At 56.6% G+C, this 22,287-nt stretch carries 19 protein-coding genes and 3 pseudogenes; 11 read left to right on the plus strand and 11 right to left on the minus strand.

Annotated elements, in window-relative coordinates:
• Positions 1-28: 28 nt before the first annotated feature.
• Both dctP and ACZ1HM_RS15155 read right to left on the minus strand, forming a co-directional pair.
• Entirely contained in the window at positions 29-2,629 is a 2,601-nt protein-coding gene (gene dctP, locus ACZ1HM_RS15150) for a TRAP transporter substrate-binding protein DctP (RefSeq protein ID WP_472743511.1), read from the minus strand.
• A gap of 5 nt (positions 2,630-2,634) precedes the next feature.
• A complete protein-coding gene (locus ACZ1HM_RS15155; protein WP_472743512.1) occupies positions 2,635-3,402 on the minus strand; it encodes an enoyl-CoA hydratase/isomerase family protein in 768 nt (255 codons plus the stop codon).
• Positions 3,403-3,528: 126 nt separating this feature from the next.
• Between ACZ1HM_RS15155 and ACZ1HM_RS15160 the strand changes: the two genes are divergently transcribed.
• From ACZ1HM_RS15160 to ACZ1HM_RS15170, 3 genes and pseudogenes are all read left to right on the plus strand, one after another.
• Positions 3,529-4,167, plus strand: coding sequence for a TetR/AcrR family transcriptional regulator (locus tag ACZ1HM_RS15160; RefSeq protein WP_472743513.1), 639 nt, complete (start codon positions 3,529-3,531; stop codon positions 4,165-4,167).
• Positions 4,164-5,045, plus strand: a pseudogene (locus ACZ1HM_RS15165) (amidase); the annotation flags it as partial. The gene ACZ1HM_RS15160 and the pseudogene ACZ1HM_RS15165, both read left to right, overlap by 4 nt.
• 50 nt (positions 5,046-5,095) lie before the next feature.
• A complete protein-coding gene (locus tag ACZ1HM_RS15170; RefSeq protein WP_472744633.1) occupies positions 5,096-5,539 on the plus strand; it encodes an amidase family protein in 444 nt (147 codons plus the stop codon).
• Positions 5,540-5,982: 443 nt separating this feature from the next.
• Here the strand turns inward: ACZ1HM_RS15170 and ACZ1HM_RS15175 are convergent, their stop codons facing one another.
• On the minus strand, positions 5,983-7,086 hold the full coding sequence (locus ACZ1HM_RS15175; protein ID WP_472743514.1) for a glycine cleavage T C-terminal barrel domain-containing protein: 1,104 nt from the start codon (positions 7,084-7,086) through the stop codon (positions 5,983-5,985).
• Positions 7,087-7,094: 8 nt separating this feature from the next.
• Positions 7,095-7,568: a MarR family winged helix-turn-helix transcriptional regulator gene (locus ACZ1HM_RS15180; RefSeq protein WP_472743515.1), complete on the minus strand. Its 474-nt coding sequence runs from the start codon at positions 7,566-7,568 to the stop codon at positions 7,095-7,097.
• Positions 7,569-7,662: 94 nt separating this feature from the next.
• Here ACZ1HM_RS15180 and panB point away from each other — a divergent pair, with 94 nt between their 5' ends.
• The 7 genes and pseudogenes from panB (at position 7,663) to ACZ1HM_RS15215 (ending at position 14,521) form a co-directional block, all read left to right on the plus strand.
• Positions 7,663-8,529 carry a 3-methyl-2-oxobutanoate hydroxymethyltransferase gene (gene panB, locus ACZ1HM_RS15185; RefSeq protein WP_472743516.1) on the plus strand — a complete coding sequence of 289 codons (867 nt, stop codon included), beginning with the start codon at positions 7,663-7,665 and terminating at the stop codon, positions 8,527-8,529.
• A gap of 71 nt (positions 8,530-8,600) precedes the next feature.
• Positions 8,601-8,785, plus strand: a pseudogene (locus ACZ1HM_RS15190) (Rieske 2Fe-2S domain-containing protein); the annotation flags it as partial.
• 126 nt (positions 8,786-8,911) lie between these two features.
• Complete coding sequence (locus ACZ1HM_RS15195) at positions 8,912-9,613, plus strand: hypothetical protein (protein ID WP_472744634.1); 702 nt, start codon at positions 8,912-8,914, stop codon at positions 9,611-9,613.
• Between the two features lie 707 nt (positions 9,614-10,320).
• Positions 10,321-10,857: a phosphatase PAP2 family protein gene (locus ACZ1HM_RS15200; RefSeq protein ID WP_472743517.1), complete on the plus strand. Its 537-nt coding sequence runs from the start codon at positions 10,321-10,323 to the stop codon at positions 10,855-10,857.
• Positions 10,858-10,962: 105 nt separating this feature from the next.
• Positions 10,963-11,634: a response regulator transcription factor gene (locus ACZ1HM_RS15205; RefSeq protein ID WP_472743518.1), complete on the plus strand. Its 672-nt coding sequence runs from the start codon at positions 10,963-10,965 to the stop codon at positions 11,632-11,634.
• Between the two features lie 136 nt (positions 11,635-11,770).
• Positions 11,771-12,961, plus strand: coding sequence for a sensor histidine kinase (locus tag ACZ1HM_RS15210; RefSeq protein WP_472743519.1), 1,191 nt, complete (start codon positions 11,771-11,773; stop codon positions 12,959-12,961).
• An 87-nt stretch (positions 12,962-13,048) separates the two neighbouring features.
• On the plus strand, positions 13,049-14,521 hold the full coding sequence (locus ACZ1HM_RS15215) for a multicopper oxidase domain-containing protein (protein ID WP_472743520.1): 1,473 nt from the start codon (positions 13,049-13,051) through the stop codon (positions 14,519-14,521).
• Between the two features lie 309 nt (positions 14,522-14,830).
• Here the strand turns inward: ACZ1HM_RS15215 and ACZ1HM_RS15220 are convergent, their stop codons facing one another.
• The 3 genes from ACZ1HM_RS15220 to ACZ1HM_RS15230 form a co-directional block, all read right to left on the minus strand.
• Entirely contained in the window at positions 14,831-15,973 is a 1,143-nt protein-coding gene (locus ACZ1HM_RS15220) for an MFS transporter (RefSeq protein ID WP_472743521.1), read from the minus strand.
• Between the two features lie 85 nt (positions 15,974-16,058).
• Positions 16,059-16,691: an SRPBCC family protein gene (locus tag ACZ1HM_RS15225; protein WP_472743522.1), complete on the minus strand. Its 633-nt coding sequence runs from the start codon at positions 16,689-16,691 to the stop codon at positions 16,059-16,061.
• A gap of 104 nt (positions 16,692-16,795) precedes the next feature.
• Positions 16,796-17,317, minus strand: coding sequence for a YdeI/OmpD-associated family protein (locus ACZ1HM_RS15230; RefSeq protein WP_472743523.1), 522 nt, complete (start codon positions 17,315-17,317; stop codon positions 16,796-16,798).
• An 84-nt stretch (positions 17,318-17,401) separates the two neighbouring features.
• Between ACZ1HM_RS15230 and ACZ1HM_RS15235 the strand changes: the two genes are divergently transcribed.
• Positions 17,402-17,845 carry a MarR family winged helix-turn-helix transcriptional regulator gene (locus tag ACZ1HM_RS15235; RefSeq protein ID WP_472743524.1) on the plus strand — a complete coding sequence of 148 codons (444 nt, stop codon included), beginning with the start codon at positions 17,402-17,404 and terminating at the stop codon, positions 17,843-17,845.
• Between the two features lie 262 nt (positions 17,846-18,107).
• On the opposite strand, the pseudogene ACZ1HM_RS15240 reads toward ACZ1HM_RS15235, so the two are convergent.
• The 4 genes and pseudogenes from ACZ1HM_RS15240 to ACZ1HM_RS15255 form a co-directional block, all read right to left on the minus strand.
• Positions 18,108-18,689: pseudogene (locus tag ACZ1HM_RS15240) on the minus strand (tyrosine-type recombinase/integrase).
• A gap of 186 nt (positions 18,690-18,875) precedes the next feature.
• Positions 18,876-20,432, minus strand: coding sequence for an FAD-dependent oxidoreductase (locus ACZ1HM_RS15245; RefSeq protein ID WP_472743525.1), 1,557 nt, complete (start codon positions 20,430-20,432; stop codon positions 18,876-18,878).
• 4 nt (positions 20,433-20,436) lie between these two features.
• The gene (locus tag ACZ1HM_RS15250; protein WP_472743526.1) at positions 20,437-21,738 is read right to left on the minus strand and encodes a TRAP transporter large permease; all 1,302 of its coding nucleotides are present in this window, start codon (positions 21,736-21,738) and stop codon (positions 20,437-20,439) included.
• Positions 21,738-22,250, minus strand: coding sequence for a TRAP transporter small permease (locus ACZ1HM_RS15255; protein WP_472743527.1), 513 nt, complete (start codon positions 22,248-22,250; stop codon positions 21,738-21,740). Before ACZ1HM_RS15255 ends, ACZ1HM_RS15250 begins: the two co-directional genes overlap by 1 nt.
• Positions 22,251-22,287 lie beyond the last annotated feature (37 nt).

The raw sequence follows: 22,287 nt of genomic DNA on the forward strand, positions 1-22,287 counted from the left end.
ATCGTCTCTGCCACCCCAGTGTGCGGGTTTATTTCCGGCAGGCTGCGACAGCGTTTGTTACGTCGCCCCAGAAGGCTTCCGCTTCGCCGCCGATCTCGGTCACCAACTCCGCATGCTTCGAACCACCGGCTTCACGCCACACGGCCAGCTCTTCATCGCTCAGCTCATAGACCTGACCGCCGGCCTTCTGGAATTCACCAACCAGATAGGCATCCATGCCCCGCACACCGGCGCGCAGACCGTTTTGGTCGGGCAACGAGGCCATCAGCTTTTCCTGATCCTCGGCGCTCATCTTGTTCCAGATATCCAGGTTCATGACGATCATGCCGCTGTCGTGGCTATGGCTGGTCAGGGTCAGGTGCGGTGCCGCTTTAGCAAAGCCCATGGCGACGTAGAGGATGTTCTGCATGCTACCGGATTCAATCAGGCCGGTTTGCAGTGCAGAGGTCATTTCTGAGAACGGAATGTAGATGCCGTTCACGCCCAGAGCGTCATAGAAATTCTTGGCTGCCGGGGACACGTTTACACGGACCTTCATGTCCCCCAGCTGATCGGGGTTCGCGATCTTTTCAGGGCCGAACATGTTGGCAAAACCCAGCTCGTTCCACTGGAGCAGCTTGAGGTTGCGCGCCTCAAGAAGCGGCTCAAGCGTGCCGGTCAGGTGATTGTCATAGACACAATCAACTTCTTCCGCGGAATTAAAGAGATAGGGGGCAGACAAAAGCGATGCCTCTGGCACCTGTGTTGCCATGCCGGGGGTGGAGATCACGCCGATGGCGATCCGGCCGCGTGTGATTTGCTTGAGCACGTCCACCTCGGTGCCCAGTTGCGACCCGTTGAACAGCGCCACGGTGTAAGCGCCGCCTGTTGCCTCTTTGAACGCTTCCGCGAACGCCTCCGAGTGCTTGACCCAAGGCGTGCCTGCCGGAGCAGAGCTTGCCCAGCGAAGCTCTGTCTCGGCCTGTGCGGCACCTGCGCTGACCGCGAGGATCGCCGACGCAATGCCATTCTTCAATACTGTCTTCAGTTTCATCTTCTCTCTCCTCCCTGGAGTTCTTGTTAAGGGGTTGCCGGTGACCAAGCGCGTTGGTCCCGAGGCTGTGTCGCCCTGCACGGGCGGCAATGCAGCAAGTTGGTGTTTGGCGACTTTGCGGGTCGCCGTTCTGGGAAAATCGGCGGTAAACTCGATGTATCTGGGCCGTTTGAACGCGGCGAGACGATCGCCGCAGTGTGCGGCGATGGACTTGGCCTGATCTTCGGTCTTTGGCGCGCCTGCGTTCAGGATGATGAAGGCTTTGACCTCTTCCTTGCGCAGCGGATCTGCGACGCCCACTACGGCAGCCTCTTGGACGGCAGGGTGCTGAAGAATCGCGGCCTCAACCTCGCGCGCGGCGATGTTTTCGCCTGAGCGTTTGATCATCTCTTTCAGACGACCTTTGATATACAGGGACCCATCCTCATCGATGCTGGCCAGATCACCGGTGCGGAACCAGTCACCGGCAAAGCTGTCTTCGGTCGCAGAGGGATTGTTGTAGTAGCCCAGCAGCATGTGCGGTGTGGTGACCAGCAGTTCCCCGGACTGACCGGCGGGCAAGGTCCTACCATCCGTGTCCACCACTTTGATCCGGCATCCTTCCATCGGCGTGCCGCAGCTTCCGGCGTGCGCGTTCACGTCCAGATCTGTGGGGGCTGCTGTCACGCCTCCCACTTCGGTCATGCCGAATGCGTCCCGTCCAATGGGGCCGAACAGACGGCGTAGTTTTGCGATGTTGTGCGGACGCCAGGCGAAGGTGTTTACGAATTTCAGCGGCCAGTTATATGTCTGATCTTCGGACAAGGACTGAATGAACGGTTCGGGGAATGAAAAGTAGTTGATCTGAAATCGTTCAAGCCAGTCAGGCAGTGCTGACAAGCTCATCTTGTCAACGATGTGGGCCGTCGCGCCAGCGTGCATCGACAGAAGCAGCTGCCACTGTGCATCCATGTAAAAGAACGGCGACCAGATCAGAGTCGATCGGATGTCATGCGTACCAAACTCGGCACGCGCACCTGTGCGGAAATGATCCCAATAGGCTTGCGTCAACATGCATCCCTTGGGGCGGCCGGTTGTGCCAGAGGTGTACTGGATAGAAAACAGACCGTTGTTCTGTGTCGCCTGCGGCGCACCGTCTTCGCCATGTGTCAGAAGGTCATGCCAATCGCTGTTACCCGCTTCCTGGCCCGCATGCGTGATGATCAAAGACAAGTCCAACGCGCGGACGTCATCGTTTTGCAAAAGGTGTTTCAACGAGATATCGATGATCAGCACTTCTGCGTCCGCGTTCTTCAACGCGAAAGCCAGTTCTGAAGGCACATACGCAGGGTTCAGAGGCGTCAGAACCGCACCCAACCGAGCGAGCGCGAACCATGTGATTGTACCTGCCGGGCAACTGGGCAGCATAATCGCAACATGAGTGCCGGACCCGACGCCCAGACGCGCCAAACCTGTCGCACACGCCCGAACCTGCTGGGCCAGCTCATCAAAAGTCAAACGGGTGCCAGACTGCACCCAATGCGCCGCATCACGCGCCCCGAACCGACGTGCTGCATCGTGCAAAAACTGATCAAGCGGGTTTAGGGCGTCATACATCACGATCACTCTGACAACGGAGGCTTTGTGGCAAAGGCAAGCCGCTGCAGGCGGTACATGTCCTCGACCACATCCAGCGCCATGTCGCGGTTCAAATGCTGAGTGCGCTCATAGGCTTGCAATTCCGTTTGCAGCGCCAGCGCAGGCATTTCAGCGATACGCTCAGCAATCGCAGTGGCGCGTTGCAGCAAGTCGTCATCCGCCACAACTTCATTCACCAAGTGGTTGTGCAGCGCAAACTCCGCATCCATCAACTCGCCCGTCAGCACCATCTGCATCGCCGCAGTGTAGGGGATTTGCTGCGCCATCTGAGAGGCTCCGGCAGCGCCGCCCATGCCAAAAGTGATCTCGGGGAACCCGAACCTGGCGGCAGGTGTCGCAATCCGCAATTGCGTCAACATCAGCATGTAAAGCAGCCCTTGACCTACACAGGCCCCGTGAACAGCAGCGATGAGCGGTTTGGTTTGTTTCAGGCGCAGCGTCTCGCGTTCCCAGCCTGGATAGGTTTCGACCGTTTGATCTGCGCTTGCGCCATAGTGCCGATGGATCATCTCACTTTGCGATAGATCTGGACGCGGCGACTTGATGTCATCGCCTGCGCAAAAGGCGCCATCGCCCGTGCTGCGCCAGACCCCGACTTTCAAAGCTGGGTCGCTGTAAAAGGCCTTTAGGGCGTCGTGAAATTGTTTGTGAATGCCCGCATCAAACACGTTGACGGGTGGGTTGTCCAAAACGATGTGCGCCACCGCACCTGTCCGCTCAAGCCTGATCACTCTCGTATCCTCCCTAGCCCAAAGGCGTACAAAATCAGAATTAGAATTTCAATCCTGTTTTCTCGGCGTGATCTGGCATACATAAATTTGGATCGATAGAGTAAGGGCTGGGTAAGGAGCGTTCGGATGCCGGTTTCCACGAAATCACAAAAGCCGCTTCAGAAGCGGAGCCAGGAAAGTCAGCAGAAAATCCTGAACGCTGCCGAGGATCTTTTTGCGGAGCGCGGGTATCGGGCGACCAAGATCTCGGACATTATTTCGCAGTCCGGATGCTCGGCCGGCTCGTTCTATCACCAATTCAAAGACAAACGCGAAGTCGCGGAAATTCTACACAACCGTTATATCGCATTCATGGAACAGACGATTGACCAATTGGTCGAAGAAACCCGCGAAGACGAAGACATTCGTTCCATGCTGACCCGTGTGCTGAGCCATGCTCACATTGCGCTGTCAGGTCACGTGGGCGCGCGTGAGGCGATTGTAGATCTGTCGCATGAGGCCCCGGAAATAGCCGAGCGCAGCTATCAGCTAACCAATCGTTTCCTGGCGCAGATGCGTGACAAATTCGATGTGTTCCACGGTCAAATCAATCACCCGAACCCGACCGCCGCGATCGAGAACGCCTTGCAAATGACCCTAATTGTCCTGACCCAGCACACGTTGAGGGCACGCAGGCACTTGCCAAAGGACACCGAAGACCTGATCTCTGTGTTGGTCGATGCAGCCTGCGGGATTTTGAAACTGTCCGAGCCCAAGCCGTCATGATTTCTATAAGGGACGCGTTCGCTGGGCTGGACACAATCGATCTGGCGACACTGGTGAAGAACAGCGAGGCCACCGCGTTGGAGATCACCGATGCCGTGATAGCGCGTATCGAGGCGCTCAACCCCATTTTGAATTTCATGACCACCTGCGACTTTGATCGCGCAAGAGAGCGCGCGCGGGTCGCCAGTACGGATACCGCATTCGCGGGCGTGCCCTTTTTGATCAAAGACATGATTGACGTCGGTGGCCTACCCAGAACGGATGGGTCTCGGCTAATGCTTAACAATATCCCACAACAAAACGTGGCCTATGTGGATGCAGTCGAAGCCGCGGGGCTGAACATCCTCGGCCTCACAAACGTGCCCGAATTCGCAGCGGGTATCACTACGGATAACGAGGTTTTTGGCGCGACGATCAATCCGCTGAACCCGAAGTACTCAGTGTTTTCCTCTTCTGGCGGCGCTGCTGCCGCGGTTGCGTCTGGTGTCGTTTCAATGGCCCATGGCACGGACGGCGGCGGGTCGAACCGTCTGCCGGCTTCTGCGACGGGCATTTTCGGCATGAAACCCAGTCGGGACAGGATGTACTCGGGCGAAGCAGACGGTAGCCATGACATCGCAAAAACCAATCATGTGCTGTCGCGAACCGTGCGCGAAAGCGCACTGCTTTTTTCGCTTACAGAAGACCACAGCGGACCTCTCGCGCCGGTTGGCTTTGTGGCAGAAGCCTCCACCAAACGCCTGCGTATTGGCATTGCTGTGGCTTCAGGGCGCGTGGATGCGGACACGGCAGCGGCACTTGGCAAGATGCAAGGCCTCTTGGAAAGTCTCGGTCACAAGTTGATCGAGGTTCCGTTTCCGGTCGACACCAACGCGTTTGCCGAAGCCTACATCGATTTTTTTCAACACGGCTCACGCACTTGCGGCAGATGGTTGAGGCGAGCACGGGACGGCCCATCGGGGAGACCGGCCTCGTCACACCCCTGGTGGCAAGCGGTGCAGAGCACCTGCAAGATTTGCCTCACGATCAAATTGCACGTGCAATGGATTATCTTCATTCCATGCCGGCCGTTTTCGCGCAGCTTTTCAATGACGTCGATATCCTCCTCACTCCCGTGTCCCCGGTCGTATGCCCGACGCACGACCAAGGCACTTGGAAAAACCCGTGGACCGACGCTGTCGCATTTGAGATGGTCAGGCACTTACAATTTACGGCTCCCGTAAACTTTGCAGGATGTCCGGCCATGGTAATGCCCTCCGACGTGGGCGCGCACACCAACATGCCCGTAGGAAGCCACTTCATCGCGCCCGTCGGAAAAGAAAAACGCCTGTTTGAGATTGCATACGAACTAGAAGCAGCAGCACATTCCTAGTGCCTAAAAAAAGCAACCAAAGAAGAAGTGGCGATCACAGAATGGCGAAGAACCCCAGTTTCGGTCGAAACTTGCGAACACAAGTTCGATTAAACCACTGCACCAACTCCGTCCTGTAACTCGCGAGCGCAGCGAACGGCTGATAAGCGGGACGCGCGGGCAGAAACTCGAAGGCGCAGTGAAAGGCAGCAATGGGCCGTCCTCGATACTACACTGCGAAATGCGCTTGTTGATGCTGCGCTGTCTCCGAGGTCTGCAAGGAGCCCTACTCAGCCATTGCGATTTTGTGCGGTGTGCGCTCGCAGCGCCAGGATTTTGGCGCATGCAAGCAGATCTGTGCTGGCATGCGGCGGAGCAACCGGTCATTCGTACCGGGATTGCCGGAAACTCTGTTTCTTAGCCTATGCGCCTATGGCCGGCCACTTGTTGAACCGCCCCGTGCGCTAGAAAAATGGCAGCTGGCAAAGCTTGGCCCGGTCGAGGCAACCTCCGCGCGCGACATTAATCTTGTCCCCGACGATAAGGTCCGCACGGACCAAGCCAAACCCGATCATAGACCCAACACGTGGCGACCATGCCCCGCAGGTCATGTGGCCAACATGCCTGTCGCCCTGCTGCACTGCGTACCAAATCGCGTGGCCGGGTCTGCGTTCGGGATTATCGAGCACTATGCCCAACTGCTGACGTTTGACACCGGTGGCCTTGATTTGCCGCAGCGCCTGGATGCCGACCACCTCATCTTCGAGGTCGAGATCAACGTGTTTGCCAAGACGCACTTCGAAGGGGTTTGTCTGATCATCCGTGTCACCACCGTAGGAAAGCAAACCACTTTCGATCCGCTCAATCGGACTGGGATTGCCCGGGCCGATCTCCCATGGCTGGCCCGCTTCTTTGATGATGTTCCAAAGCTCAGTGCCGCGCGTGCCATCGCGCAGATAAATCTCGAAACCGCCTTGTTTGGAATAACCCGAGCGCTGGATAACCAGCGGGATGCCGTTTATCTCGGCGGGTGCGAACCAGAAATATTTGAGAGCGCGCACCCAATCGCCAAAGACAGACGCGACGACATCCTCGGCCTTTGGGCCTTGCACCGCCATGGGCGAGACATCGGGCTCGCAAATCTCGACGTTCATCCCGCGCTCGGCCGCAATGGCCCGCGCCCACATGAGCATGTTGTTGTCGCCAATGGATAGCCAAAATGTACCGTCTTCATGTTTGAGCACAACGGGATCGTTGATCAAAACACCCCGGTGGTCGCACATAGGCACATATTTGCCTTTGCCAACCTCAATCTTCGACAGATCACGCACCGACAAAAGCTGCACCAAACGGGCGGCGTCGGGGCCGGTGATTTCGACCTGTCGTTCGACGCCGACATCCCATTGCGACACGCCGTTCATGAGCCGGTCGTATTCGGCGTCTGGGTCCCCATAAGACACAGGCATTAGCATGTTGTTGTAGGGGGAAAAGGCGGTGACGCCTTCCTGAATGGTTGCCTCGTAAAAAGGTGAGACGCGCAGCCGGGTATTTGGTCCGATTTCAGCCATGTGTTGCCCTAGTCGTTCAGTCGCGCAGCGGTCAGCGCCGCTTTCTTCAAAAGCCCTGACAGGGTCTCGCGTTCTGGTGCGGTCAGATTGCCCAATACCTCTTCCTGTCTTCGGCGCAGGTAATCTGCAACGTGCCCATGCAACGCGCGCCCGGCAGGCGTAATCCGCAGCCGCGATTGCCGCCCATCGTCCGGGTCAGGGGCGCGGTCTAAGTATCCTTCGTCCAACATTCGATGCACAGCGCGACTGATGGTATTGCGCGGCCTTCGCGAGATACGGGCCACGTCCTGCGCTGTCAGCACATCAAAATGCGAGAGGCAGGCCAGCAGGATGTATTCGGCACGTACAAGGCCAAAGTCACGTTTGATGTCCGCATAGGCGGGAAACACGATGGCATTGGCCAAATATGTAATGCGGTACGCCTCGGGGTATTCGATCGTGTCGAATATCCGCGTCAAGTCTGTGTCGTTTGATCCGTCCATGATCGCTTGCCCATTGCCAGTTCTGCCTTTCCTAGCGCATATTGTTCCAAATGGAACAACAAATACGACGACTCCATGGTCGCAAAGGAACCAAATGACTGAGCCGCGGACAAAACTGACTTTGCCTGAACTTGCCGCCAAAAAAGCGGCGGGCGAGCGGCTGGTGATGGTTGCTGTGGGAGAGGTGCTTACCGCGACATGGGCCGAACGCGCTGGTGTCGACATTGTAGGGGTCGGCGACAGCCTGGGTATGACGCTGCATGGTCATGAGAACACGCTGGCGATGACCGTTGACCAGATGATCATGCATACCCAAGCCGTGCGGCGAGGTGCGCAAAACACGCTCTGTTTGGTCTCCATGCCCTATGGGTCCTACGCGACGCCTGAATTGGCTGTGACCAATGCCGTGCGCATGATGAAAGAAAGCGGCGCAGACGCGTTGAAGCTGCAACTGGGTCGTGAAGGTGCACATATCATCCGCGCGGTCGCGGATGCGGGCGTCCCGATTATGAGCCATGTTGGCCTGTTGCCGCACAAAGTGCACCAGATGGGCGGCTTCAAGATGCAAGGGCGAACGGCAGAGGCCGCGATGGAGATCGTTGCGGACGCACGCGCCATTGAGGCTGCTGGCGCGATCGGTCTTGAGATCGAGGCAATGCCTTATGCTGTCGGCAAGGCCGTGGATGAAGCCGTGAACATCTTCACCTTCTCAATCGGGGCAGGAGCCGCCGGCACCTGCCAGCTTCTGAACGGCTACGATTTGCTTGGGGCATTCGATACGTTCAAACCGAAGTTCGCCAAACGCTACGCCAATCTGGCCCAGGACGCGACCGAGGCCTTTGCGGCCTACGCCGACGACGTGCGCACAGGTCGCTTTCCAGATGCCGAACATAGCTACGAAATGAAACCAGATGAAATCGCGCGCTTTGAGGCGCTTTTGAACAGCGAGGATGCCACATGAAAGATGACGCAAGCCGGACCAACGGTCAGACGATCCCCAACGGAATGCTTGAAGACAACTACCCGCGCAACATGTGGTGGGTGGCAGCGCATCGCGATGAGGTGACGACCAAACCGCTGGCGCGTTGGCTGCTGGAAACGCCCGTTGTTCTTTATCGGCTGGAGGATGGCACACCCGCAGCACTTTATGATCGCTGCCCCCATCGCTGGGCCCCCTGTCTGAGGGCCACGTGCGCGACGACAAGATCATTTGTCCCTACCACGGCATGGAGTTCAACACCTCCGGGCGCTGCACCAAGGCCCCAACACAGCATATGAAACCCAAGACGGCAGAGATCCCGTCCTTTGCGGTGCGCGAGGCCGGGGCCTACATCTGGATATGGATGGGCGATCAGGACGCCATCGATTGTGATCCGCCCGAGGTCGGCTATCAGGTCGACCCTGACTGGACGCCTGTGCATGGTTATTACGAGGTCGCCGCGAACTGGGTGCTGATCCGGGAAAATGTGCTTGACCTGACCCACATCGCGTTCTTGCATAAAAACACATTCAAACAGGACGACTGGATCACCGCGCCCGACACCTACATGGAGGGTGAAACGATCTGCTATGAGCAAGAATTTGACCTGGCCCCTCTGTCGCCCTTATTCTGCGCGGGCATGGGCCTGCCGGAAGATAAGCCGATCAAACGCGTGCAAAAGGGTCGGATGCCGTCGCTTGCGATTTCGTTTTCGGACTGGAACGTGCATGATCCCAACCCTGATGCGGGCAAACGGTCTGACTTTATCGTGCGCGGCTGCCACATCGTGACGCCCGCGCAACGCGGCAAAACACATTACTTCTGGATGGCGGCGTTTGATGTGCCGTCTCTAACCGAGGAAGTTGCCGAAAAGACCCGTGCAAGCGTGACTGCCGCGTTCGACGAAGACAAACACCTGCTTGAGAAACTGCAATCCAGCGTTGCTGCAGATCCGCGCGGGCTCGACTTTCTAGAGGTTACGTTGGGGGCAGATGGCGCAGGGATCAAGGTAAGGCAAATCCTTAACAAAAAGCTCAATGCAGAAGGTCGGTCGCTCTCGCGCTGAACGACAGTCATAACATGGGAATAGCGCAGCCTCAGTTAAAGGACGGTTTGGTTTCCACCGTCTTTTCCCGTTCGAATGGCTGCTCCGGTGAAAATCGGCGCATTGAAGTAGCATTAGTGCTGCGCACGCGAGGGAATGCTGCGCACGCGCAGCTGAAAAAACGTAGGTCGGTTTTGTCGCGCACCTTTCTCATTCGCGATGCTCGAGATTTCGCCAGCGCAGCGAATGGCCGGTAAGCGGGCTGCCCTCGCAGCATCCTGATCGGGTGTCGAAGGTCGGCTCAGGGCCGGTTTGTCGTCGGTGCCACCGATATGCGGTTCGAGGCTGCGCTACCCCGGATGCCTCCGAAGAGCCCATCGTCACCGATGCTGCGTTTTGCATGGATGGCCACGAAGTGCGGATTACTGATATTAGTTTTTGTAAGAATGGCTCCGATCAGAGCTCGACAACGGTCCCCAAATGCTGCCGTCCCAGCCATTCGCGTTGAACACGCATTTATGGCTGGTCAAAAACACCAGACGTCTGTGCAGCAGTAAAGAAACTTGTGTTGCAAACACCGCTACAGTGGGAATGCGCAGCGTGCAGCAATTAGAAACCAAGATCCTCAAGAGCTGCAAACGGACGCAACGCTAGCGCACCGTCTTCAGCCACCATTCAGTTTGTTCCTTCACACGCCTCCAAACGAATAGTCTTGGGGGGATTGGAACATGATGCAAAGGCTTAAACGAACGATCCAAGTTCAAGTCTGCATCATCTTGGTAGCTGGTACACTTCTTGGCACATGGGATGTCGAGAAAGTTGGAGATCGGTTGCAAGTCGCTTTGCCAGTTGCGGGGTTGGTCTGTGCCGTCGCGAATGGTGAGGCTGGAAGCTATTTTCTCAGGTTCACCGGCACGATGTTGGTCGTTCATGGCTTCAAGCGCGGGTTGGGGGAGGCCGAGATCAATCTCAGGCCAACTGGAAATGCGCAAGGGTTTCCGTCCGGCCACACGGCAGCAGCCGTTTTTGGGGCCAGTTATCTGGTGAATGACTGCCTGGTGCGCAACAAGGCCTTACAAGGCGTCGCAATACTGAGTGGTGCCTACGTGGGAGCATCGCGGATCGAAGCTGGCAAGCATTTCCTTTTTCAGGTTATGCTTGGGGCCTTAACTGGTTGGTTGGGCGAGCGTAGCGTTGCAGCCTTACGCGTTGCTAGTTTGGCACTCAGGCGTTTGAGATACCGCAAGCAGCGCATGCAGACCTAGTTCCCCTCGACGAACCCCTTTTTGCCGTTGTGCAACGCTTTCAGGGTCTTCAGGTTACCTTAAGCTTCGCACGCAACTAAGAAAAGTCGAAAGGGGGAAGCAGCATTGCGGGTCTTACTGGTCGAAGATGAATCGTTGATCGCAGACGCTTTGTGCATCTCACTCGCGCGAGACGGCTATAAAGTGGAGTGGGTCAATGATGCCGACACCGCTCAAGCTGCACTTTCCACCACAAGCTTCGACCTTGTGCTGCTCGATCTTGGATTGCCCGGGCGCGATGGCCTCAGCCTGCTGCGCTGGATGCGTGATGGGCACCGGGCCGAACCGGTGATAATATTGACGGCACGCGAGGCGGTAGAGAACCGGATTGAGGGGCTCGATTGTGGTGCAGATGATTACCTGATCAAGCCGTTTGATATGAACGAACTTCTTGCCCGCGCGCGTGCCTTGGTGCGCCGCGCAAATGGCCGCAGCGCACCCAATATCGTCCATGATGACATTGTCATTGTTCCATCAGCGCTTCAGGTCCTGCGAAACGGTGAACAAGTCGAGCTGTCGCCACTGGCGTTTCAAGTTTTGGCCCTGCTGCTTGAGCGGTCAGGACGCATTGTGTCAAAGGATGACCTGGCAGAAAACATCTATGGCTGGGATGGCAACGCCGAAAGCAACACGGTCGAAGTCTATGTTTCACAAATCAGAAAACGCCTGCGCAGTGACCTGATCCGTACCATCCGGGGGGTCGGCTACGTGATCGACAAAGTGCCAAATGCGCAGTAGCTCGATCCGTGGCCGTCTGTTATGGCGCTTTGTTCCGGTTGTTGCGGTCTGCTGTTTTCTCGCAGCGGGCTTTGTCTACTTTGGCACGCGGGCAGAACTGCGGGATGCACTTAATGCACAATCGGACATCCTGGCTTTGACGATTGCCGGGCTTGAAGGCGATACAATTTCGCGGACTTCCTTTGGTAAGGGGCTGGAGCGCTACGCCGAGGACTACCTCATCCGCGTTTGGGACGCGAAGGGGCAATTGCTTGTTGATAGTAATACGGCCCTACAACGTATCGTAGAGGGGACTGCCCTTGCGCCTGCCCCATCCAATCTGGGTGCAGATTGGGAGGCCCGGGAATACTTCCTGAACTCAGGAGAAGTGGTCCTGATCGCGCGGCTCAAGCAAGAGACGGACCAGCTTGTTTTGCAGCTCGCCATCACATCGATGGTTCCCATCACCCTTGCCCTGCTTGGTGCCGTCCTGACGGCGACTGTCCTTGTTAGGCAAGGTTTGATCCCTCTTACTTCGCTTTCTCAGGAGCTTACGCAGCGTTCAGCTGAAGACTTGCGTCAGCTGCCTGTAAACGATGCGCCGGGCGAGTTGGAACCGATCATCCGGGAGATGAATAGCCTGCTGGAACGGATCGAGACATCATTGAAACGCGAGAGAACCTTCGTCGATGACGCCGCCCATGAGCTGCGCACGCCGCTCTCCATTATCAAAGCTCAATGTCAGGCTATCGACCTGACCGGCGTGGACACCGAAACGCGGCAACGGCTTGAAAATGTCATTCACGGCGTCGATCGTCTGGCGGCACTGAGCAGCCAACTTTTGGACCAGGCCCGTGCGGAGAAACCTGATTTTGAACCTGACACGGTGCAACTTACAACAGCAATATCCGATCTGATGGCCGAAATGACGCCAGAGGCAGAGCGGTTGGGTGTTACGATTGAAGTCTTCACAAACGCTCATCCCCTCTTTGTGGGATCTCCTCAAGACCTGCGCACAATCCTGCGGAACATTTTGGAAAACGCGATCAAATTTTCGGGGCGACCGGGGCTTGTGCATATCACACTGACAGACAGCTTCATCACAATCGAAGACAACGGCCCCGGCATTCCTGACGCCCTGCGCCAACAGGTCTTCGATAGGCTTTTTCAGATCACCAAGGCTTCGGACAGCATTGGCGGGCACGGGGCGGGTCTGGGGTTGTCCATTGTCAAATCCGTCGCGGAACGCAACGGCCTATGCGTCACAGCCGAACAGAGCCAGAACCTGGCCGGGGCGTGCTTCCGATTGGTTTGGAACGCTGAAGACCGTGCCCACGCGCAAAAGTAACCACAGACCAGCGGTCTTCAGCTTCGCTTCAGGCTCTTGCGTAAATTGGCCTGGAATTGAGTTTCCAATGGCGACAAGGAGTAATCTATGCGATTGAATAGGCGCGCGTTTTTGGGCGGAACCGCGGCAGTCAGTCTTCCCTTGGGCGTTACCCGACCGCTCTGGGCGCAGTCAGCGCAGCGTCCGCTGCCGATCATCCCGATGACGGACCTGACCAAAGGCATTAATGACCGCGTCAAGCTGACCTGCGCACCCGGCACCCATGACTTTGGTACGGGGGGGATCAGCCAGACTATGGGCATTAACGGCAGCTATCTCGGGCCGGTCGTGAAAGCGAAGCAGGGCCAAACCCTGCCGTTTGACGTGCTCAATCAGCTGGATGCCGTAACCACATTGCATTGGCACGGGCTTCATATTACGGGAAACGTGGATGGCGGCCCGCATCAGGAAATCGAACCAGGGGCGACCTGGTCGCCGGATGTTCCCATCGTCCAACAGGCCTCCATGAATTGGTTTCATTCTCACTTGCATGGTTTAACAGCGGAGCAAACGCATAAAGGCCTCGCAGGGGTTCTCTTGATCGAGGACGACGCCAGCCTGTCTGCCGACCTGCCCGCAACCTATGGCGTTGACGATTTTACGTTGGTTTTGCAGGACAAGATCTTCGACGACGCGGGTACAATGGCCTACGGCGTATCCGAACAGGTGTTCGAGGACGGGTTCGAAGGCGACACGTTGATCGTGAATGGTGCGCTTGCGCCGGTCGGTCAACGTGTCCCAACCGGTTTGGTTCGGCTGCGGATTCTAAACGCTTGCAACGCGCGGTTTCTGACGCTGTCGATGGCGGAGGGTTCGATGAACGTCATCGCCTCCGAAGGTGGGTTTCTACCATCGCTGGTCGAAAGCGAGACAATCTTCATGTCTCCGGGCGAGCGGTATGAAGTCTTGGTCGATATGCGCACAGCGGATACAAACAGTCTGCGGGTTGGCTTTGAGAACGAAGGTTTCTTTGCCAATTTGTTTGGCGATGGCCTAACAACCCTGACGGCTTTGACCCTAACGCGGGCTGAGCCTGCAGGATTTGATGGCGGAATGCCGAACCTGCTTGCAAACCTAAGCCCGCCTAAATCGGATGACGCTGTCCGAACCCGCGATTTCTCGCTTCAAATGGACACCGGAGCCGACCTCGCCGCGTTAGCCCGGGCTTGGGGCAACATCTGTGGCGGGGGGGCTATGGCGATCAACGGTCAACCAATGAAGATGGACCGGATAGACGAAGAGGTCACAAGAGGCGAGACAGAGATCTGGCGCATCTCAGTTGATGATATGCTGCACCCTTTCCACATTCATGGCTGTTCGTTTCGCATTCTGAAGCAAAATGGCAGCGACGCACCCGCCTATGCTCAGGGATGGAAAGATATGGTGCATGTCGAAGAAGGATGGTCCGAGGTTCTCGTTAGGTTTGACTACGAAGCCCCACAAGACGCACCTTACATGTACCACTGCCATATTCTAGAGCATGAAGACTGCGGCATGATGGGCCAATTTACGGTCAGTTAGCAGCACTTTCGCTTCACTGCATTGGGAAAGCGCGCAAAGCAGCCCCCTAGTTCTCAAAGCTAAGCGACAGTTTTGTCCCGCGAACTGTGATTTAGCCAGACGCCGAATTTTTCGCATGCAGCGAATGACGGCAAAGCGGACTGCGTCCGCAGCATTTAGAATCCGCGCACAAGGTCGGCTTAGGGCCGTCTTGAGCTATAAGAGCTTTAACCGTCAGGGGCATGCGGCACCCAGTTCGATGATCTCAACCAGCCCTGAGCGACAATTGCTGCGGAAAGGAGGAATGGCTGCTTTTTTGAACCGTACAAGTCACGATGTCTGAATCCGATTTCGCGGATGGCCGACAGCAAGGATGACCGCGATCAGTAAGAGCACGCCGGTAATCATGAATGGCACACTCATAGACGTATCATAGTGATAGCCAGCGCCTATGGGGCCGATGACCAGCGCGAGAAACCCCGCTGCCTGGAGTTGACCGAGAACTGTTCCCTGGCGGGCTTCATCCGTTTCGGCAGCGACAAGCGCGGTCAGCGTCGGATAGACGAACGCATGTCCGAAGGCGTAGATTACCAAAGCGGGTAACCCTAACCAAAGAAACACTTCGACAGGCACAATTGGCAGAGAGGCAGTGCCCGCCCCGACAAAGACGAGGCCGACAAGCAAAACGCTACGCTCGCCGAATGCCTTGGCAAGTGGACCGATGGCCGCTTGGACCGCTGCCGTTGCTATGCCTATGAGTGTAAACACATAACCCATCTGGACCGCTGTGAGGCCAAACCGATCTGCGAAGATCAGCGCACCGATGACTGGCATCACGGAAAACCCAAGCGTAAAGAGAAACATGACAGCAAAGAGCCGCCGAATGGCAGGGACTTCGCGCATGGATGCGAAGATACCGCTGTCGTCTGTGTTTGCTTTCGCAACCTTCGGATCGCGGGTTTCCCGCAGGAATAGGAACGCAAATACAAAATTCAGGGCGCAGAGAACCGCGACGCAGAAGCCAACGGCGGCACTGCCCAAATTGCCAGCGATCAAGGCCCCAAGCGGCGGACCGAACACAAAGCCCATGCCAAAGGCTGCGCCAATGAGACCAAAGACATTGGCTCTTGCTGCAGTCGGCGTCATGTAGGCAAGGGACGCCTGGGCCACGGAAAGACTGGCGGCGGCGATACCCGACACTAGCCGGGCCACAAAGAGCATTGTGAGAGTACCGGCAAATCCGAAAATGATGAAGGCCACGCCATTGATGGCGATTGTGCCCAACAGCACCGGCCTGCGGCCGATCCTATCGGATAGTGCGCCAAGGATCGGTCCAAAGATGAATTGCATAAGGCTGTACCCAGCGACCAGCGCCCCCACGATGCCTGCCGTTGCGCCGAAAGAGCGTGCATATTCTAGCAGCAATGGGATCACGACACCGAAGCCCAAAAGGTCCAGAAAAATCGTCAGCATCAGGATGCCAATGGCCGCTTTATTGTTTGAAGAAGCTGCACCGCCTGTCGCTGCTTCTGACGGTATATGAGAAGCGTGTGCCGTGCTAAGCAATCTCCGGCATCTTGATTTCATAAGGGTTCGGCACCGACATTTCGCGCTCAACGATTGTGCCATCTGCGTCCTTGTGCGGCGGCTCCGAGAACGCTTTCAGGCCCTCAAGGTCTTTGACATGCATCTTGCGTGTCCACTTACTGATGCCCGTATATTTCCAGATGAGGTTGAACGGCGGCGGCATGCGGTTGGTAAAGGCGAGAACAACCCTCGTTTTCTCCGCGCTCAGTTCTTCGAGCGTGAACACCATTGTCGGGAAATGCGGTGGACCAGCACCTTCAAGGGTGAAGGTCACTGAATGATTGGGCTTGAGCGACTGGATTTCTTGAAACCCCATCGCCTTGCCCTTTGAGAAAAACACCGTGCGGGTGCCGACGGTGCCGTCTTCGCCCTCAATGGTGTGCCCGGTATCCCCGGCGCATTTGGACTTGGTTTCTTTCGGCCAGGCGGACCACCGCATCAACCGATCTTGGAAACGGATATCATCATAGACGTCCCCGACCGAGGCGTTGATAGCGGTGGTCTCAGTGTATTCCAGCTTCCTTGGCGACAAGGCTGACAAAAGGATGATGAGCAGGGTTATGCAACCTATGACGGCTGCGATGGTGGTGAGAATGAAAAACATTGAAGACTCCTGATCGGCGCGGGTGGCGAAAAATATCGCCCTCTCCTAATTTTAACTTGATCATCAAGTAACTTGTCAAAAGAGTCAATCAAGGCTTTGGAGAACTATTTCTTCGCTTTCCGTTCATTCTGAAGGTCACGCAGCGTAATACCGCGCCCGATGGCCTCCATCGCCTCAGCTACGCGGCGCGCTTCTGTTGGGGCCGTTTTCGCGGTGGACACGTGAAACGTGAACATACGTTTCTTACCCGCTGTGAGCTTGTCCCATTGGGTTTTTGCGGCATCATCTTCATCAAGAGCCGTCTGCAAACGCACGGGGATATCAACGTGATCCTGGTCATCAATGCGGAACCGCATTTCGACCAAATCCCCGACATCGAACCCGGTCTGCTTTTTCACTTCGGGCGAGACAATGAAGTACCTGCGTCCATCACCGACCGGCATCCAGGCCCCACGCACGGGGACATCGGCAATTTCACCCTCTACCCTTAAGCGGGGATACTCCTTGAAGGGCAACTCAGTCTCGAAACGCGGCGGCATGAACAGCACTTTATAGGTCAGAACCTTCTTGATGCCGACGCCTTGCAGAGAGATCTTATCTTCGAATTCATGGGTGAAATAGGACATCTGGATGCGATCTGTTGCGGGGAAAAACTAGTATCTCTATATATATAAGCCTATCAACTAACTTGGCAATCAAGGTAATGCGTTATGTCTGATCAGGAAGACCGGAACATTAAGCGGACGACCGAGGATTTGGTCCAGGTCTGCCGCCGCCTCTATGACGCTATCGACCGTCTCGATACGCAGGCCGCCGCGCTCGTCAATGTGAGCCGCAACGATCTGCGCTGCCTCAACTTGCTCGCAACAGCGCCAATGAAGCCAAGTCAGATCGGCAAAGAGTTGGGTCTGACATCCGGCTCTATAACCAGCTTGTTGGATCGACTGGAGAAGGGAAACTTGATCAAGCGCGACCGTGATCCAGATGACCGGCGAGGCGTCATTGTGCATCCTACAAAACATCTGTTTGAGACCGTGGGCCCCCTGCACCGCAGCACAGTGACAAAGCTGCAGGAAAGAGCTGCGACTTACACACAGTCAGAGCTGGACGATGCTATTAGATACCTGAGCGATGCTGCAACGGCCTATGAATAGTCAAAGGGGTAACTCTGTGGTCTGTTCATGCGAGTAACGACAAGGCTCGACTTTATTCCTTTTTGGGAGGGATCGTTTTTTCTTGAGAATCGAAGAGCGGCCGTTGGATCAATTGCAGCGAACGGCGGCTCTGACGGGCCGCAGTGCAGCGACGCAATCAACGTTTGGATGTCTCCTTTGGGCCGCCCGTGAAGGCGACCGAGCTACGCCAGATTTCGATGGCTTCGGTGATTGCTAGGGCATCCTCAAGCTCGACGCCAAGTTATCGGACGGTATTGTCCATCTTGGTGTGGCCTAGCAAGAGCTGGACAGCACGAAGGTTGCCTGTCTTTTTGTATATCTGTGTCACCTTTGTTCGCCTCATCGAATGAGTTCCATATGCGGTTGCCTCGAGACCAATTGACGTCACCCAGTCTCGAACGATGCGGGCATACTGCCGAGTAGAGATGTGAAGGCGCTCATGGAAGCGACCGGGCCAAAGGTACTAGGAGCCGACCATCAGCTCGTCCTCCATCCACTTCTCGACAGAAGCTCGAGTGCCTTCGGATATCTCAAAACGAACAGGTTTCTGCGTTTTACTTTGCAGCACCGATGCCCGTTCCTTGATTTGGCCCGACGCCATGACATCGACCTCTTTCATCTTCACCAGGTGACGGCCGCGAAGCTTGCTGTCGATTGCCATGTTCAACAGGGCGAGATCGCGACGGTTCTCGGCCAGCTCAAGCCGGATCCGAATGGCCCAGACATGCTTTGGTTTCAGTGGCCTCTTTTGACCGACGATGCGGCCCTTGTTCCAAGCAGGTCGAAGTGCGCGGATGGCCGTTAGGTTTGGTGTAGGTTCCATGACTGATCCTCTGATCCGCCATGCCCTCCCAAAGCGGCAACCCTATGTTGACCGAGACAGTCTATCACGAAACGCAGAACTGTATCTGAAGCCGGTACGGAACCGCCGAAGTTAAATTTCATGCACAGGAAACAGGCCGCGTGCAGGACGATCCGAAACTACTTAGCCGTCTGCTTTCCTAATGAATCACTCTGCAGCGTCCCGTTCTAGAGGCTTGGCAGTGGAAAACTGCTGGTCTTGATAGTTGGCAAAAGCTTGGGCTTCCTCAGCCGCTTGAGTTTCGCTCCAACCGAGTTCTTCTCCAATTATCTTTGCTGCACGGGATATCTCGGTCTGAGTCAGATTTCGACGCCACAAGAGGTCCGTGCGACGCTCCAGAACATCCGCGAGCGTTTTGCCATGTTCTTTTTTCGCTCCGTGCTGCAAGTCGCTGATACGGATGTCCGGCGCATCCGGAGCGAACGGTGGTGAATTATCACTGCTTGTGAACGCAAACGGCGTGTAGTCAACGCGCCTCTTGGACCCCGATGGGGCCAACCCGGTACGTATTTTGTTGCGCAAGAGCCGACCTGTTGCGCGGTGGGTAATAATCGGACCAGAGGTTAAGGCGAAAACGCCCGGCAAGCCGTTCTCGGCAAGATCATGCAGCTTGCGGTCGCGTGTGCCGCCTCCCTCTGCTTCGGAATGCGTCAAAGGCCGGACCCCGGCCCAGGTGCGCAGTACGTCCCGACGTGTGAGGTTGAGCCCGGGAAGACTGTGATTGGTTTCCGCCAGCAGAAAGTCGATATCATCTTCCTCAGCGCGGACATCGCTGGCGTCCCCTTCAAACGGTGTTTCGGTCACTCCGATCGAGAAGACGTTCCCGAACATGGGGGTGATGTAATAGGGCAACCCGAGCCGGTTCAGCGACGCAACACCGTGCCCCCGATAGGCGTCGGGAAGCGCGACAATCAGATGCACGCCCTTAGTCATTGTCACGACCGATTTACTGCCCTCGGGCAGCACATCATCGGTCCAGGTACCGGCCAGGTTCAAGACCCGTCGGCCTTGTACGGTTGCAGCCTCGCGCGCTGTGGCCAGATGAATGGCCCATGTCCCATCCGGGCTACGGTCTCCTAGTTTCGCACTGCAATAGGTCCGCAGGACGGCGCCGTTGCGTTCCGCATCGAGGGCCATGTCGACACAAAAACGCTCCGGCCAGTCGAACTTGAACTCGTTGTAGCAAGCAACAGCACTCAAACGGTCAGGATCGCGGAAGTCCTTGTAGAACGGCAACCGATCTGCAGATTGCTGCCGGATCATCTCAAAATCGAACGGCACTGAGCCGTCGCCTAGCAGTTGTAATAGCCGGATGCCCGCCTTCACATGCCAGGCTTTGAACGTGTCGTCCTCATAGACAGGAAAGCACATACGATAAGGCCAAATCCTATCGCCCCCGTCTTTGAGGTGTTCGGACACGCTCCCCATCATCTGGCGCGCACCCTTGAGCGCCCGAAAGAAGCGACCGGGATGCAACCCGAAATGCCGCAAGGGGTTCTCCGCCTCAAAGTACCGCAGTCCCGGATGCAGCATGCGCGCAGAACGACCGCTTGCCCCAGAGCCGAAATCGCCCTTGTCAACCAGCAACACAGAATAGCCGTCTGCTGCAAGAAGCTGCGCGGCGGAGGTGCCATTGATCCCTCCGCCGATCACGACAACATCGTATGTCTTTCCTTTCAGGGGGGTTAGGCTGTCGTCCATCATCACCTCAGCGGTTCATGTATTCCGGCAGCCAAAGCGCCAGCTGCGGGAAGGCGATCAGCAGCGCCAGACAGACAAACATTAGCAGGAACATCGGAAGCGCGGCCCTTGCTACATAGCCAATGTCGCGGCCCGTGATCCCCTGAATCATGAAAAGGTTGAACCCGATGGGCGGCGTGATTAGGGCCATTTCGCCCACGATCACCATGAAGATGCCGAACCAGATCAGGTCGATGCCCGCGCCACGGACCATAGGTTCGACCACGACCATAGTGAGCAGGATCATCGAAAAGCCGTCGAGGAACATGCCGAGGATCAGATAAAGCAGCGTCAGGCACATGATCAGGCCCAGTGCGGACAACTGGAACCCTTCTATCCATTCAGCTAGCGCGCTGGGTAATCCAGACAGGCTCATCCCGAAGTTCAGGAAGGCGCTGCCTACCAGAAGCAGCATGACCATCGATGTCGTGGCGACCGCACCGGTCAACGACTTGACGAAGCTGTCAACGGTCAGGGTCTTTTGTGCGGCTGACAGGATCAGCGCGCCCACAACACCCACGGCGGCTGCCTCCGTCGGGACAGCGAAGCCGAAGAAGATCGATCCGATGATGCCACCGATCAGGAGCACGACGGGGGCAATTTTGATCAACCCTTTGCCGATCTCGGGCAAAGTCACGCGGTCTTCGCGCATCGATTTGCCGGTCTCCGACAGCGCGCCCCAAGCAAACACATAGGACGCAAAGAGCAACGCAAGCAGGATGCCCGGGACAACGCCTGCGATGAAGAGCCGACCGATGGACTCGTCCACTACGACGCCATAGACAATTAAGTTGATCGAAGGCGGGATCAGAAGGCCCAGCGTGCTGGCACCCGCCAGTGTCCCCAGCGAAAGAGTCTCAGGATAGCCACGCTGGCGCAGCTCCGGGATGGTCATCTTGCCGACAGTGGCCAGCGTGGCGGCACTTGAGCCTGAGATGGCTGCGAATGTCGCGCAACCGGCGATGTTGACGTGCAAAAGGCCACCGGGGATGCGTCGCAGGAGGGGTGACAGCCCCTGAAACAAGCTGACAGAGAGGTTGCTGCGAAACAGGATCTCCCCCATCCAGATGAACAGCGGCAGAGAGGTCAGCCCCCAAGGGGAGAGATGCGACCAGACCGTCGTCGCCATGGGCGCGCCAAAGCTGATCTGACTGTACATCAACACGGTGACCACGCCTGTTGCCAGCAGAACAACGCCGATCCAGACACCCAGAGCCAGCAACCCAAAAAGCGTGATCAGAATGGCAATGATGGGCAGCACTTCTGTCATCAGAGAACGTCACGCTTTGGATAGACAGGCCTATGCGAGGCGACAGCGGCGATCAGGCCGTGAAACAACGCGATTGCGAACACAACAAGCCCCGCAACCATCGGTGTCTGAGCCATCCACAACAGCATGTTGTCAGTGCCGCTGCTGCGGTCGTGATACTCGTAACTTAGCAGCACCATATCGACGGAATGCCAGGCCAGGTAACTCATGAGGGCGGCGGAGACGGCGAGGCTCGCCACTTCGACCCTCCACTTAAGCGTGGCTGGCAGGCGATCTGTAAGCATCGAGACACGAATATGGCCGTTCAAGCCGAAGGTGTAAGCAAAGCCCAAAGTGCCCGCCCCGGCCATCAGGTAGCCGCCGATCTCGTTCGTGCCAGGCACAAAAACACCAATCCAGCGACCGATAATATTGGCTAGAACCATGGGGCAAATCATGCAAAGGCAAACCGCTGCCAGATAGCCGCAAAGGGTATAGAGTCCGATCAAAAATCTATCGATTGCGCTTAACATGCGGGCACCTCTCGGTTGCGGGGCAACCAGGCTTCAA

The organism is Sulfitobacter sp. GN1-4 (assembly GCF_055693825.1).